Annotated in this window: 11 protein-coding genes and 6 tRNA genes; 2 read left to right on the forward strand and 15 right to left on the reverse strand. The window is 66.0% G+C overall.

The annotated features are described in order from the left end of the window. Nucleotides 1–21: 21 nt before the first annotated feature. Nucleotides 22–1,977, reverse strand: coding sequence for a glycoside hydrolase family 97 protein (locus ASC94_RS15825; RefSeq protein WP_200955715.1), 1,956 nt, complete (start codon nt 1,975–1,977; stop codon nt 22–24). A gap of 290 nt (nt 1,978–2,267) precedes the next feature. Here ASC94_RS15825 and ASC94_RS15830 point away from each other — a divergent pair, with 290 nt between their 5' ends. Both ASC94_RS15830 and ASC94_RS15835 read left to right on the forward strand, forming a co-directional pair. Continuing rightward, nucleotides 2,268–5,228 carry a sensor histidine kinase gene (locus tag ASC94_RS15830; RefSeq protein WP_056396604.1) on the forward strand — a complete coding sequence of 987 codons (2,961 nt, stop codon included), beginning with the start codon at nt 2,268–2,270 and terminating at the stop codon, nt 5,226–5,228. A gap of 127 nt (nt 5,229–5,355) precedes the next feature. Continuing rightward, the gene (locus tag ASC94_RS15835) at nt 5,356–6,330 is read left to right on the forward strand and encodes an alpha/beta fold hydrolase (RefSeq protein ID WP_056396607.1); all 975 of its coding nucleotides are present in this window, start codon (nt 5,356–5,358) and stop codon (nt 6,328–6,330) included. 34 nt (nt 6,331–6,364) lie between these two features. On the opposite strand, the gene ASC94_RS15840 is transcribed toward ASC94_RS15835, so the two are convergent. From ASC94_RS15840 to era, 14 genes are all read right to left on the reverse strand, one after another. Beyond that, nucleotides 6,365–7,012, reverse strand: a complete 648-nt coding sequence (locus tag ASC94_RS15840) for a response regulator transcription factor (RefSeq protein WP_229417292.1) — start codon at nt 7,010–7,012, stop codon at nt 6,365–6,367. A gap of 257 nt (nt 7,013–7,269) precedes the next feature. Then, nucleotides 7,270–7,521, reverse strand: a complete 252-nt coding sequence (locus ASC94_RS15845) for a hypothetical protein (RefSeq protein ID WP_056396613.1) — start codon at nt 7,519–7,521, stop codon at nt 7,270–7,272. A 75-nt stretch (nt 7,522–7,596) separates the two neighbouring features. Beyond that, nucleotides 7,597–7,670 (reverse strand) — tRNA-Cys (locus ASC94_RS15850). A 51-nt stretch (nt 7,671–7,721) separates the two neighbouring features. Next, nucleotides 7,722–7,797, reverse strand: a tRNA-Gly gene (locus ASC94_RS15855). A 35-nt stretch (nt 7,798–7,832) separates the two neighbouring features. Next, a tRNA-Gly gene (locus ASC94_RS15860) sits at nt 7,833–7,908 on the reverse strand. A gap of 30 nt (nt 7,909–7,938) precedes the next feature. Next, nucleotides 7,939–8,014, reverse strand: a tRNA-Gly gene (locus ASC94_RS15865). Between the two features lie 55 nt (nt 8,015–8,069). Then, nucleotides 8,070–8,145, reverse strand: a tRNA-Gly gene (locus ASC94_RS15870). Nucleotides 8,146–8,188: 43 nt separating this feature from the next. Beyond that, nucleotides 8,189–8,264, reverse strand: a tRNA-Gly gene (locus ASC94_RS15875). A 95-nt stretch (nt 8,265–8,359) separates the two neighbouring features. After that, complete coding sequence (pgsA, locus tag ASC94_RS15880) at nt 8,360–8,950, reverse strand: CDP-diacylglycerol--glycerol-3-phosphate 3-phosphatidyltransferase (protein WP_056396618.1); 591 nt, start codon at nt 8,948–8,950, stop codon at nt 8,360–8,362. Between the two features lie 90 nt (nt 8,951–9,040). After that, complete coding sequence (gene uvrC, locus ASC94_RS15885; RefSeq protein WP_056396621.1) at nt 9,041–10,906, reverse strand: excinuclease ABC subunit UvrC; 1,866 nt, start codon at nt 10,904–10,906, stop codon at nt 9,041–9,043. Between the two features lie 13 nt (nt 10,907–10,919). Continuing rightward, nucleotides 10,920–11,312: a holo-ACP synthase gene (gene acpS / locus ASC94_RS15890; protein WP_056396625.1), complete on the reverse strand. Its 393-nt coding sequence runs from the start codon at nt 11,310–11,312 to the stop codon at nt 10,920–10,922. Further along, nucleotides 11,309–12,088 (reverse strand): pyridoxine 5'-phosphate synthase, encoded by a 780-nt coding sequence (pdxJ, locus tag ASC94_RS15895; RefSeq protein ID WP_056396628.1) that lies wholly within the window; start codon nt 12,086–12,088, stop codon nt 11,309–11,311. Before pdxJ ends, acpS begins: the two co-directional genes overlap by 4 nt. A 2-nt stretch (nt 12,089–12,090) precedes the next feature. Next, nucleotides 12,091–12,867, reverse strand: coding sequence for a DNA repair protein RecO (gene recO / locus ASC94_RS15900; RefSeq protein WP_056396631.1), 777 nt, complete (start codon nt 12,865–12,867; stop codon nt 12,091–12,093). Between the two features lie 33 nt (nt 12,868–12,900). Then, complete coding sequence (era, locus tag ASC94_RS15905) at nt 12,901–13,809, reverse strand: GTPase Era (protein WP_056396634.1); 909 nt, start codon at nt 13,807–13,809, stop codon at nt 12,901–12,903. Between the last annotated feature and the right edge of the window lie 6 nt (nt 13,810–13,815).

Raw genomic sequence — 13,815 nt, forward strand, 5'->3', positions numbered from 1 at the left:
CGCTTAGTAAATCCGTCTTTTTTAGCGCACCGGCTCCAGGATGACAGCAGCGCCGCCAGCCGGCGCCAGGCGCAAGGACAGTACCTCGGCGGCCGTCACTTCGCGCTCCACGCGCCGCACCTCGTTTGGCGTACCGCCGTCTTCCCACACGGTGGCGCGGAAGCGGCCGGCGGGCAGGAAGCCCAGCGCCACGCGCTCGACGCTGCCGCCCCGGGCCTCGTCCGCCGTCATCGCGCCGACGTACCAGCTGCTGCCCTGACGCCGCGCCAGCACGATGTCGCGCCCCGGCTCGCCGGACAGGAAGCGCGTCTCATCCCAGGCGGTGGGCACGCGCTGGATGAAGTCGAACCCGGGCGCGTCGCGGTAGGCGTCCGGATCGTCGGACACCATCTGCAGCGGGCTCTCGTACACCACGTACATCGCCAGCGCCTGGCCGCGCGTGGTCTGCGTCATCGGCATCTCCGCGCGCACGGTGAACGTGGCCGAGGTGCCGTTGCGGAAGCCGCCCGGCGTGTAGTCGACCGGCCCGGCGAGCATGCGCGTGTAAGGCAGCGTCAGGTTATGCCGGGGCGTGACCTTGTTGCTCATCTTGTGCCACTCCGCGCCCAGCACGCCTTCCTGCGTGATGAAGTTCGGATAGGTGCGCTGCAGGCCCGCCGGCACATACGCGCCGTGCAGGTCCAGCAGCAGCTTGCGCCTGGCCGTGGCCTGCGCGATCCGCTCGTAGAAGGCCACCACGTCCTGGTCGTCGCGGTTCATGAAGTCGACCTTCACGCCCTTGATACCCCAGCGGGCGTAGGTGTCGAGCACCTCGTCCATGCGCGGCGCCACGTGTTCCCAGTGTGCCCACAGCAGCAGCCCCACGCCCTTGCCTGCCGCGTAGCGCACCAGTGCCGGCATGTCGATGCCGTCCGCCGCGCGGGTGATGTCGGTGCCCGGCAGCGCGTCGCAGCAGCCTGCGGGGCCGGACGCCCAGCCCGCGTCGATCAGGTAGTACGGCAGGCCGGCGGCTGCCGCGAAATCGATGAAGCGCTTGTAGCTCGCCATATCGGGCTTCATGCCGGCCAGGGGGCCCGACCACCAGTCCCATGCCGCCTTGCCCGGCCGCACCCAGCTGAAGTCGCCCTCCGCCGGCGGATTCAGGTTGCCGACCAGCTGCGAGGCGATCAGGTCGCCGGCGCGGTCGCCCAGCATGACGGCGCGCCAAGCCGTGGTCAGGCCTGCCGGCGACACGAAGGCCGGCGCGGGCCGCTTCGGCGGCGCCGACAGGCGCACCCGCAGCGCGTCTCCTTCGCGCCGCAGCGCGGCACCGGTGTAGCCAGCGAGATGGGCCTGGGTAATAGCGTACGCGGTGCGTCCGGAAGGCGTGCTGCATACCACCGGCACGTCGTACGCCACATCGGCGCGCAGCTGCGAGACCTTCAGGCGCGTGAAGGGTTCCTCGTGCGCCGGATGGGCGGGCGTCACCAGGCATTCCGCGTCGCCGGCCGGCACGAACGCGGTGCGTTCGCCGCGCAGGCTGACCGGTTCGAAACCGCCGGTGCGGTAGCGGAACGCCACGCCATCGTCGTAGGCGCGTACGTCGATCACCAGCCTGCGGCCGGCTCCCGCGCGTTCGCGGAACACCAGTGTGGCGCCGCGATAATGGTCGCGCGCCTGCGAGGCCTTGGTGGCGACCAGCGGAATGGTGCGGTCGACGTCGATGTCCTCGCGTTTCTCCAGCACCAGCCCCTCGAGGTCCGGCGCGCCGTCGAGCTCCAGGCCCAGCGGCGAGGACGCGATGACGGCATCGCCTCCGCGCGAAACCGCGAAGCGGCTGCCGTCATCCTCGATCCGGATCACGACGCGCCCGTCGGGAGACAAGACGACTGCTGGCGCGGCCGCCGCCGCCGCCATCGTCAACAGCATGGACGCGACTGCCGCCATCAAGGCCAGGGCCGTTGCCGAAGCCTGCACGTGAATAGTACGTCTCCGCATGGATTGCTCTCTTCTTTTAGGTTGTGCGTGCATCTATCCTGATAGTACAAAGGCCAGCATCCGGCCTCAATTGCAATATTCATCAAAGGCCGTGACGAATTTCGACAAGCCCGGGTTTTCGTCGCCGCAGGCTGCTTAGTTCTTGGTAGTCACCGTTATAATTGCGGCAATCCTTAGTCGACGTGGAAAACCTTTTGAACATCGCAGTGTCAATCGCATGCCGGTGCCTGGCCGCCGCAGTCTCGGCTGCACGCCTGCCGTGCGCACTTGCGCCTGCGCTGGCTGCAGTGATGCTTTCCCAAGCCGCCGCCGCACCCACCCTAGTCAACTACGCCCACACCGCATGGAACGGCCAGCGCGGCGCCCCGGCCGACGTGCTGCAATTCACGCAAACCCACGACGGCTGGCTCTGGGTCAGCTCGCCGCACGGGCTGTTCCGGTTCGACGGCGTCGACTTCGAACGCATGGATACGGTGCAGGGGCACCGCCTGCATTCAACCAACACGCTGGGCCTGCTCACCACGCGGGACGGACGGCTGTGGGTTGGCGGCCGCTTTGGCGGCATCAGCGTGTTCGGCGAAGGCAGCGTGCGCGTTTTCGCCGAGGCGGACGGCTTGCCCAAGGGGGCGGTGTTCACCATGACGGAAGGTCCCGACGGCAGCGTCTGGGTTGCCACCGCCACCGGGCTTGGCGTACTCGCTCCGGGCGCATCGGCGTTCCAGACTGTCGGCAAAAACGCAGGCCTGCCGGAAACCCTGGCACGCCAGGTCCTGTTTGCCCGCAACGGCCGGCAGTGGGTGTCGGTCTCGGGCGGGATCTACTTCCGCGATCCGGGGCAGACGCAATACCGGCGGGCGTGGCCGCATATCGACCTGATGGCAATGGCGGAGGCGCCGGACGGCACCTTGTGGGGCTCGGACGGCGTCAACAAGCACTACCGGGTGCTGGCCGCCGCACCGCCGGGCAACCCGGCGCCGCGCGCTGAACTGGGCGGAAACGGCGCGCTGTTCGACCGCGATGGGAATATGTGGGTGCTGACGGTGGATGCGCTGGAGCGGCGTGCACCACCCTACGTCGGCAGCGCTGCGGACACGCGGCAACTGCGCAGGGAGAACGGCATGAGCGGCCCGCTGCCGCAAACGGCATTCGAAGACCGCGAAGGCAACCTGTGGATAGGCACCTCGGCAGGGCTGGACAGGGTGAGGCGCGTGCGCCTGCGCGCCGTGCCGGTTGAAACAGCGTTCGACCACCCCGGCATCATCGCCGACGACAAGGGCAGCGTCATCATCAGCGACTGGCGCCACCCGCTGCGGCGCTACGACGCGGGCGGCCCGCGCGAGATACTGGGGCCCATGGATTTCACCGCCGCCTACCGGGCGCCCGACGGCAGCCTGTGGATGGCCAACGCCGCCGAGCGCTGGCACCGCAGCCCGTCCGGCGTACTCACCCGCCTGCCCCACCCGCCGCACCTGGCCGGCACCGACACGCAAGCCATGACGACAGACGGCAAAGGGCGCATGTGGATCTCCATCTCGCGCAAGGGGCTGTTCGTCATCGAGGACGGGGTCTGGCGCAAGGACGACGGCTTGCCGGGGCTGCCCGACACGCTGGCCCTGGCGCTGGCGACCGACCGCACGGGGCGCGTCTGGGCCACCTACCTCGGCAACCGGATCGCCGTTATCGACGGGCGCAAGGTTCGTGTGTTCGGCGCGGCCGACGGCCTCGGGCTGGGCAATGTGCTATCGCTGCTTGAGGACGGCCAGCACGTCTGGGCCGGCGGCCAGGACGGGCTGGCATGGTTCGACGGCCAGCGGTGGCATAGCGTATCCGTGGCCGGCCAGCAGCCGTTGCGCGGTATTTCCGGCCTGGTGCGCACGCGGACAGGCGACTTGTGGCTGCACGGATCAAACGGCATCAGCCGCGTCCCTGCCGGCGAGATAGACCGCCTGTTGCGCCAGCCCGGCCACCTGCTCGCCTACGAACAGTTCGATGCCCTGGACGGCCTGGTTGGCAGCGCCGAGCAGATGCGTCCCCTGCCCTCCATAACGCAAAGCACCGACGGCAGGCTGTGGTTCGTCACCGCCAGCAACGTGGCCAGTATCGATCCTGCCGGGATCACCCGCAACCCGCTGGCCCCGCCGGTCCAGATCCTGTCGCTGCGCTCCGGCGACACTACGTACAAGCCCGCCCAGGGCCTGCGCCTGCCGATCGGGCAGCGCGATCTGCGCATCGCCTACACTGCGCTCAGCCTGGCGATCCCCGAACGGGTGCGGTTCCGCTACAAGCTCGATGGTTTCGACGACCGCTGGCAGGAAGCAGGCACGCGCCGCGAAGCGGTGTACACCAATCTCAAACCCGGCACCTACACCTTCCGCGTGAGCGCCGCCAACGAGGACGGCGTGTGGAACGAGCACGGCGCGGCGCTGGAGCTGGCCTTGCCGCCCCGGTTCGTCGAGACGGGGTGGTTCATCGCCTTGATGGCGCTGCTGCTGGCCGGCCTGCTGGGCGCACTGTACTGGCTGAGGGTGCGGCACATCACCGCGCGTTTGCACGAGCGCATGCAGACCCGCCTGGCCGAGCGCGAGCGCATTGCGCGCGGCCTGCATGACACCCTGCTGCAAAGCGTGCAGGGTCTCATCATGCTGTTCCATCAGCAGGCGCGCAGCCTGCCGATCAGCGCCGATGAGCGCGACAAGCTGGAACAAACCCTGGACCTGGCCGACGAGTTGCTGGCCGAGGGCCGCGACTGCATTTCGGACCTGCGTACCGCCGGCGAGCCGGGGGAACTGGGCCAGGTGCTCGCGCAGTATGGCGAGGTGCTGCTGCAGAAGCGCTTCACGGCCAGTATCCAGGGCCAGCCGCGCGCCCTGTGCCCAAGGCTGCGCGAAGAAGTGCAGGCCATCGCGCGCGAAGCCCTGTTCAACGCGTCGCGCCACGCCAACGCGGACATGGTGGAGCTGGTCATCGACTACCGCCGCGACGGGCTTTCCGTGCTGGTGCGCGACGACGGCTGCGGCATGCCTGCGGAGTTGTCGCGTGCCGGCGGACGCCCCCGGCACTTCGGCATTGTCGGCATGTGCGAGCGCGCCAAGGCAGTCGGCGCGCGCTACGAGCTGGTCTCGGCGCCCGGCCAGGGCACGGCGATGCGCCTGGAGATCCTGGCCGAACATGCCTACCCCGGCGGCAGGTCGCAGGCCCTGTTTGCGCGCCTGCGCCAGCGCCGCCGGCCCCGCGCGGAAGAAGCGGCGTAGCGGCGAATAGCTCGAAAGAGCTACCGGTCTTGCGCTCTTCGTGACGATGACGGCGGCGCCGCTCCCCGGCAAACTATGGCTGGCATGTGGACACATGCCTATCATTGATACCCGAAGAGAGGAAAGCATGACCAACCATACGAATACGGACCAGCGCCGGCGCAATGTGCTGATGAGCGCCGCAACTGCGGCAGCTGGTGCGGCAGCAGCCGGCGTGTCGCTGAGCGCGTCCGCCGCAGCGCCGGCCACCCCGGCCAAACCGGTCCGCCAGGCCGGCACGCTGACCACGCGCGATGGCGTCGCGCTGTACTACAAGGACTGGGGCCCGAAAAACGGCCAACCAGTGGTCTTCAGCCACGGCTGGCCGCTCAACTCGGACAGCTGGGAGTCGCAGATGATCTTCCTGGCCGATCGCGGCTACCGCTGCATCGCGCACGACCGCCGTGGCCACGGCCGCTCGACCCAGCCCTGGGACGGCAACGACATGGACCACTACGCCGACGACCTGGCCCAGGTGATCGAGTCGCTGGACCTGAAGAACGCCGTGCTGGTCGGGTTCTCCACCGGCGGCGGCGAAGTGGCGCGCTATGTCGGCCGCCACGGCACCAAGCGCGTCGCCGGGCTGGTGCTGGTGTCGGCTGTGCCGCCGCTGATGCTCAAGACGGCCACCAATCCTGGCGGCCTGCCAATGGAAGTGTTCGACGGCATCCGCGCCGGCTCGACCGCTAACCGTTCGCAGTTGTACAAGGATATCGCGGCAGGTCCGTTCTTCGGTTTCAACCGCAGCGGCGCCAAGGTTTCGCAGGGCTTGATCGACGGCTGGTGGATGCAGGGCATGATGGCCGGCCACAAGAACACCTACGATTCGATCAAGGCTTTCTCGGAAACGGACTTCCGCGACGACCTGCGCAAATTCGACAAGCCGACGCTGATCATCCACGGCGACGACGACCAGATCGTGCCGATCGACGCTTCCGGGCGCGCCGCCGCCGCCATCGTCAAGCACGCCAAGCTGCTGGTCTATCCAGGCGCACCGCACGGCCTGACCGACACCCACAAGGACCGGGTCAACAACGACCTGCTGGCGTTCATCAAAAGCTGATCAGGACGCCGGCGCGGCGCCCCGGGCGCCGTGCTTACAGCGAAATGATGCCGCGTTTGACCGCGATCGCCACTGCATGTGTGCGGTCGCGCGCGTCCAGCTTGGCGAGGATGGCGCGGATGTGGGCCTTGACCGTGTCTTCGGCTATGCCCAGGTGTACGCCGATCTGCTTGTTGCCGTTGCCGGCCGCCGCGCTGGCAAGCACCGCCACTTCCCGCTCGCTCAAGTTGGGCTGCCCCAGCCGTTCGGCAAGCGCGCAGGCCACGTCGGCGGGTATCCAGCGCTGGCCGGCATGCACCGCGCGCACCGCGTCGATCAAGTCCTTGCGTAAGGCATGTTTCATCAGGAAGCCGGCCGCGCCGAGTTCGAGCGCGCGCCGCATCTGGTGGTCGCCGCGCAGCGTCGTCAGCATGATGACGCGCGCCTCGCCGTGCAGCCGCCGCAACGCTTCCAGCGCCCGCAAACCATCCAGCCCCGGCATGGCGATATCCATGATGACGAGGTCCGGCCGCAAGGCCTGGTAGGCCTCGGCCACGCCGGCGCCGTCATCAAGCTCGCCCACCACGCACAGGTCGGGATGGCCGGCGATGGTGTCGGCCAGTCCCGCCAGGATCATCGGGTGGTCGTCAACCAGGAGGATGCGGACGGGAGAACTGGCGGATGGTTCCTTACTGCGCGACACAAGTGCTCCGTCTGTTTGGTGGTAAAACTTCATCGAGTCTACTGCACGCCAAACACCTTTGACAATCCGAACCAAGTATTGCGATTCCCGAACAACCGGCTGTCAATTCCCTTTCCCGCCGACCACATGCCCGTCCGGACCGGCATCACCCGGGAAGCGGCCACCTGCTTGGCGCTAAAAAACGGGCGACCGGATTCTGGACAGGCAAACCGCGCTACATTGAGGGCCTCACCGAGTCCCCTCGGCGGCGCTTGATATTAGATGAATGGCCAGCTGAGAATGCGCCTGGCGTGCAGCACGGCGCGCGTGCCGACGTAGGCGATGGCGAAGCCGAAGGCGAGGATGCTGAGCGGGTCGCCCATGAAGGCCAGGAAGACGCCGCTCACGCTGGCCACGGCCACCAGCACCATCAGCCACAGCTCGATGCTGAAGAAGAAGGGCGACGCGTCGCGCCAGACCCGCAGCGCCAGGGCGCAGGCTTCCTTGATGGATTTGATGTTGTGGCCCATGGTCTTTTTCGCTATGTTGCAATATCGAACCGGAAATGAAAAATCGCCGGCTAGCGGCGATTTCTTCATTGATTCTGGAGGCGAGGATCGGAGTCGAACCGACCTAGACGGCTTTGCAGGCCGCTGCATAACCGCTTTGCTACCTCGCCGAGGGAGACTTGTCTGAAACGGCAGCCGGTTAATCTCTGCCATTCGAATTCTGGAGCGGGAGAAGAGTCTCGAACTCTCGACCTCAACCTTGGCAAGGTTGCGCTCTACCAACTGAGCTACTCCCGCATTGGAGTGTGATACTGAAAACTACTGCAAAACCGTGGAGCGGGAGAAGAGTCTCGAACTCTCGACCTCAACCTTGGCAAGGTTGCGCTCTACCAACTGAGCTACTCCCGCATTGGAGTTTTGATACCATCTTGTAAAACCTGGAGCGGGAGAAGAGTCTCGAACTCTCGACCTCAACCTTGGCAAGGTTGCGCTCTACCAACTGAGCTACTCCCGCATGGAGTCTTACATTTTTGCTGTCCTTAACGCGCCAACCTCGTGCCACACAAGACTGGAGCGGGAGAAGAGTCTCGAACTCTCGACCTCAACCTTGGCAAGGTTGCGCTCTACCAACTGAGCTACTCCCGCGTTAGGAACCGCATTATCGCAGAAACATTCTCGCACTGCAAACTGGAGCGGGAGAAGAGTCTCGAACTCTCGACCTCAACCTTGGCAAGGTTGCGCTCTACCAACTGAGCTACTCCCGCTTCGCTTTTTGCTGCGCGTTGTTATCAACAACAGGCCAGCATTATAGAGCATGGGAGCGGACTGTCAAGAGTGAAAACTTGCAAAACTAAATGATTTATTTCATTTCCAGCATGCCGCTCTTTTCCTTGATCAGCGGCCAGGCCTTCTGCAGGTAGTAGAACATGGACCAGACCGTGAGCACGGCCGCCACCCACAGCAGCTTCTCTCCCCAGAAATGGGTGTCGACGGCGCCGAACAGGATGTCGTGGAACAGCAGCAGCGGAATGGCGGTCATCTGGGCCGCAGTCTTGATCTTGCCGATGGAGTTCACCGCCACCGATTTCGATGCGCCAATCTGCGCCATCCATTCGCGCAGCGCGGAGATGGTGATCTCGCGGCCGATGATGATGAAGGCGATGATGGCGTTGCAGCGGTCCAGCTGCACCAGCACCAGCAACGCGCCGGCCACCATCAGCTTGTCGGCCACCGGGTCGAGGAAGGCGCCGAAGGCCGAGGTCTGGTTCCAGCGGCGGGCCAGGAAGCCGTCGAACCAGTCGGTGACGGCGGCGATGATGAACACCAGCGTGGCGCCCAGGTTGCGGTCGCTGACCGGGAGCCAGGCCGGCGGCAGGTAGTACACGCCTACCACCAGCGGGATCAGCGCAACGCGCAACCAGGTCAGCAAAATCGGGATATTGAAGGGCATATGTGACAGCAGCTCTGTGGCGAGTTAATTATTATGAATGCGCCGCTAGTCTAACCTGCCGCCGGGCTTAGCACCAGCGAACGCATGCCCTTAGTGCAGCTGTTTGTAGATTTCTTCGGCCAGGGCGCTGGAAATGCCATCCACCGACATCAAATCCTCCACGCTGGCGTTAACCACGCCGCGCAGGCCGCCAAAGCGCGCCAGCAGCTTCTGGCGCCGCTTCACGCCGATGCCCTCGATCTCTTCCAGGCGCGAGGTCTGGCGCGTCTTGGCGCGCTTGGCGCGCATGCCGGTGATGGCGAAGCGGTGCGCCTCGTCGCGGATCTGCGCCACCAGCATCAGCGCGGCCGATTCCTTGCCCAGCTCCTGCGGCGCGCGGCCGTCCACGAACACCAGCGTCTCCAGGCCGACGCGGCGGCCCTCCCCTTTGGCCACGCCCACGATCAGGCTGATGTCCAGGCCCAGCTCGGAGAAGACCTGGCGCGCCATCTCGACCTGGCCCTTGCCGCCGTCGATCAGCACCACGTCCGGCATCACGCCGTCGCCGTTGGCCACTTTCTCGTAGCGGCGCATCAGCACCTGGCGCATGGCGGCGTAATCGTCGCCCGGGGTGATGTCGTTGATGTTGTAGCGGCGGTATTCGCCGTTCTGCATCTGGTGGTGGTGAAATACCACGCACGAGGCCTGGGTGGCTTCGCCCTGTGTGTGCGAGATGTCGAAGCACTCCACGCGCAGCGCCTCCAGGTCTTCCGACTCCAGGCTGAGGGCTTCGGCCAGCGCGCGCGTGCGCGACTGCTGCGAGCCCTGCTCGGACAGCAGGCGCGCCAGCGAGATCTCGGCGCCCTTCTGCGCCAGCTCCAGCCACTGCCGGCGCTGGCCCTGCGGCTGGAAGATCAGGTTGATGCGGTGGCCGCACTGCTCCTGCAGCGCCACCATCAGTTCCGGCTGGTCGTATTCGATGTTCAGGATCAGCGTGCCGGGGATGAATTTCTCGGTGTAGTGCTGCACCAGGAAGGCGCTCAGCACTTCCACTTCGGGCGCCGCTTCCGCCACCGCCACCGCGTCGCCCAGGTGGGATGGGAAGTAAGCGCGGTCGCCCAGGTGGCGGCCGCCGCGTACCATGGCCAGGTTGACGCAGGCGCGCCCGCCCTGCACGATCACGGCGATGATGTCCACGTCGGCGTCGCCGGTGGTTTCCATGCTTTGCTGGTGCAGCACCTTGCTCAGCGACTGGATCTGGTTGCGCACGCCGGCGGCCTGCTCGAACTTCAGCTCGGCCGCGTAGCCGTGCATCTTCTTCTCCAGGTCTTCCATCACTTCGGTGGTGCGGCCGCGCAGGAAGCGCGCGGCGTTGTCCACGTCCACCTTGTATTCTTCGGACGTGATGAGGTCCACGCAAGGCGCGCTGCAGCGGCCGATCTGATTCAGCAGGCAGGGGCGCGTGCGGTTGGCGTATACGCTGTCCTCGCAGGTGCGCAGGTGGAACACCTTCTGCAGGATCTGCATGGATTCCTTCACCGCCCAGGCGCTGGGGAAAGGCCCGAAGTACTGGTTCTTCTTGTCCACCGAGCCCCGGTAGTAGACCATGCGCGGCACGGCGTCGCCGGTGATCTTCAGGTAGGGATAGCTTTTGTCGTCGCGGAACAGGATGTTGAAGCGCGGCTGCAGGGCCTTGATCAGGTTGTTCTCAAGGATCAGCGCTTCGGCCTCGCTGTGCGTGACCGTGGTTTCCAGGCGCGCGATGCGCTCGACCATCATGGCGATGCGCGGGCTGGCCAGGTTTTTCTGGAAGTAGCTCGACACGCGCTTTTTCAGGTCGCGCGCCTTGCCCACGTAGAGCACATTGTCGCTGGCGTCGAAGTAGCGGTACACGCCCGGCAGGCCGGGCAGCTTGGCGACGGTGGCCAGCACCTGGTCGCGCGGATCGGGAGTCTCGGTTTTCGGTGCGTCTGTCATTGCTCTGCTTCGGTTACGGCGCCTGCTCCACCACAACGAAGGCGACGGCGTAATCCGCCTCGTCGCTCACCGTCACGTGCGACGACAGGCGGTTCTGCTGCATGAATTCGGCCAGCGTACCCGTGCACACCATCACCGGCTTGCCGTTCGCCTCGTTGAGCAGCTGGGCATTGTGCAAGGTCATGGGCGTGGCCACGCCGGTGCCGATGGCTTTGCCGAAGGCTTCCTTGGCGGCGAAGCGCGTGGCCACGAAACGGTGCGCGCGCACCGGGCTGACGGCCTTGCGCGCGCGGTAGATCTCCAGCTCCTGCGGCCCCAGCACCTTGTCGGCAAAGCGTTCGCTGCGCGCGAGCGCGTCGGCCACGCGGCCGATCTGGCAGATGTCGGTGCCGATGCCGAAGATCATTTTGCGCTGAACTGTGCTGCCGCCGCAGCGACACGCGTTGACGTCATGATGGCCTTCATCTCGCGCACGGCGTTTTCCCAGCCGACGAAGACGGCGTGGGCCACGACAGCGTGGCCGATGTTGAGTTCCGCGATATCGGGGATGGCGGCGATGGCCTGCACGTTGGTGTAGTGCAGGCCGTGGCCGGCATTGACCTTCAGGCCGCGCTGCACGCCGAAGCGGGTGCCGGCCTTGATGCGTTCCAGCTCGGCGGCCTGCTCGGCGCCTTCAGTGTCCGCATAGCGGCCGGTGTGCAGTTCGATGACGGGCGCGCCGGCTTCAGCGGCGGCGGAGATCTGCTGCTCGTCGGCGTCGATGAACAGGGATACGCGGATGCCTTCGGCCTGCAGCTGCTTGACGGCGGCTTGCACGTCGCTGAAGTGGCCCACCACATCCAGGCCGCCTTCGGTTGTCACTTCGGTGCGCTTTTCGGGCACCAGGCAGACGTCGGCCGGCTTGATCTGGCAGGCGAAGTCCAGCATCTCCTTGGTGACGGCCGCTTCCAGGTTCATGCGGGTGATCAGCTGCGGCGCCAGCGCGATCACGTCGGCGTCCTTGATGTGGCGGCGGTCTTCGCGCAGGTGCAGCGTGATGCAGTCGGCGCCGGCCTGTTCGGCCAGCAGCGCGGCGCGGATCGGGTCCGGGTAGGCGGTGCCGCGCGCGTTGCGCAAGGTGGCCACGTGGTCGATGTTGATGCCCAGGTCGATGACCGGGCCGGACGGGTACAGGAAGCTCATGGTTATAGTTGCATCAAGTCGATCAATATCTGGCGCGTATTCAGCGGCGCGCCCCCCAGGTGGTGCGCCAGCAAAAAGCGCATCAGTTGTTTGCTTTGCGCCTGCGTGGCGGCGTCTTGATAATCTTCGCGCTCCATGTCCAGCAGCGTCTTGCCGGACACGCGCGGCGCGGTGTCGCCGGCCTGCTCGGGGCGCGGGCCGCGCTCCGGGTCCACCACGTAGGCCACGTCCGGCAGCACGCGCGCGCGGGTGGCGGTGCAGCGCGTGAGGTCGGCGGCCACGCCCGTTTCCTTAAGTAAGGCCCGTTCGAATTTTCGCAAGCAGATGGGCGCGGGTTCATTATGCGCCAGCTGGTTCAGGGTGGCGACATAATGGTCGAACAAGGCGGGATGGGCGTCGTCGCGCGCGAGCAGTTTCACCAGCAGCTCGTTGAGGTAGAAGCCGCACAGCAGCGCGGTTTTTTCCAGCGGCAGCATGCCGCCCACCCATTCGGCGTCCGTCAGGGTGCGCAGTTCGTTCTTGCCGACGAAGCCGGCGGACAGGGGCTGGAAGGTTTGCAGCACGCCGCGCAGCTGCGAGTGCGGACGCTTGGCGCCTTTGGCGACCAGGGCCACGCGGCCGTAGTCGCGCGTCAGCAAGTCGACGATGAGGCTGGTTTCTTTGTAGGGATAGCTGTGCAGCACGAAGGCCGGCTGCCCCGCCACGCGCGTGCCGGTGGTGCGCTCGCGCGACGGTGCGCGCGGGCGTTTTACCGGCTCGGCGGTGACGGCATCGGACATTGCAGTGGGCAGCCCTGGGCGCGTGCTCGCGGCTTACTCGTAGCCGTAGGCGCGCAGGCCGGCTTCGTTGTCGGCCCAGCCGGATTTCACTTTGACCCAGATTTCCAGGTACACGGGGCCGCCGAACAGCTTTTCCATGTCCAGCCGCGCTTGCGAGGACACTTCCTTCAGGCGCGCGCCCTTGTTACCGATGATCATGGACTTGTGCGTGTCGCGCTCGACCAGGATGGCGGCGAAGATGCGGCGCAGATTGCCTTCCTGCTCGAATTTCTCGATCAGCACGGTGCTGGTGTAAGGCAGCTCGTCGCCGACAAAGCGGAACAGCTTCTCGCGCACGATTTCCGAGGCCAGGAATTTTTCGCTGCGGTCGGTGATGTCGTCCGGCCCGAAGATCGGGTCGTTTTCCGGCAGCAGGCGCTTGATCTCGTTCTGCAGGCCGTCCAGCTGGAAGCGCAGCTTGGCCGACACCGGCACCACGGCCGCGAAGTCGTGCTTGGCGGCCACCTGCTGCGCGAACGGCAGCAGCACGGCCTTGTCCTTGGCGCGGTCGGCCTTGTTGATCACCAGGATCACCGGCACGGTCTTCGGCAGCAGGTCCAGCACCTGCTGGTCGGCGGGGCCGAAGTTGTTCGCTTCGATCACGTACAGGATCACGTCCGAGGAATCGAGCGTGTTGGTGACGGTCTTGTTCAGCGTCTTGTTCAGCGCGTTCGAGTGGCGCGTCTGGAAACCGGGCGTGTCGATGTAGATGAACTGCGCGTCGTCCAGGGTCTGGATGCCGGTGATGCGGTGGCGCGTGGTTTGCGCCTTGCGCGAGGTGATGCTGACTTTCGCGCCGATGAGCATGTTCATCAGCGTGGACTTGCCCACGTTGGGACGGCCCACGATGGCGATGTAACCGCAGCGGAAGCCGGCGGCAGTGGTGGTGCTGGGGGTGTTCATGGTGTT

It is taken from the genome of Massilia sp. Root418, from assembly GCF_001425265.1.
GTDB lineage: Bacteria > Pseudomonadota > Gammaproteobacteria > Burkholderiales > Burkholderiaceae_D > Rugamonas.

What these genes read in the sequence shown, in the direction of transcription:
- uvrC (WP_056396621.1), bottom strand. Translation starts at nt 10,906, where the DNA reads ATGACAGACGCACCGAAAACCGAGACTCCCGATCCGCGCGACCAGGTG.
- ASC94_RS15825 (WP_200955715.1), bottom strand. Translation starts at nt 1,977, where the DNA reads ATGCGGAGACGTACTATTCACGTGCAGGCTTCGGCAACGGCCCTGGCC.
- ASC94_RS15845 (WP_056396613.1), bottom strand. Translation starts at nt 7,521, where the DNA reads ATGGGCCACAACATCAAATCCATCAAGGAAGCCTGCGCCCTGGCGCTG.
- pdxJ (WP_056396628.1), bottom strand. Translation starts at nt 12,088, where the DNA reads ATGAGCTTCCTGTACCCGTCCGGCCCGGTCATCGACCTGGGCATCAAC.
- acpS (WP_056396625.1), bottom strand. Translation starts at nt 11,312, where the DNA reads ATGATCTTCGGCATCGGCACCGACATCTGCCAGATCGGCCGCGTGGCC.
- pgsA (WP_056396618.1), bottom strand. Translation starts at nt 8,950, where the DNA reads ATGCCCTTCAATATCCCGATTTTGCTGACCTGGTTGCGCGTTGCGCTG.
- ASC94_RS15835 (WP_056396607.1), top strand. Translation starts at nt 5,356, where the DNA reads ATGACCAACCATACGAATACGGACCAGCGCCGGCGCAATGTGCTGATG.
- ASC94_RS15830 (WP_056396604.1), top strand. Translation starts at nt 2,268, where the DNA reads ATGCTTTCCCAAGCCGCCGCCGCACCCACCCTAGTCAACTACGCCCAC.
- era (WP_056396634.1), bottom strand. Translation starts at nt 13,809, where the DNA reads ATGAACACCCCCAGCACCACCACTGCCGCCGGCTTCCGCTGCGGTTAC.
- recO (WP_056396631.1), bottom strand. Translation starts at nt 12,867, where the DNA reads ATGTCCGATGCCGTCACCGCCGAGCCGGTAAAACGCCCGCGCGCACCG.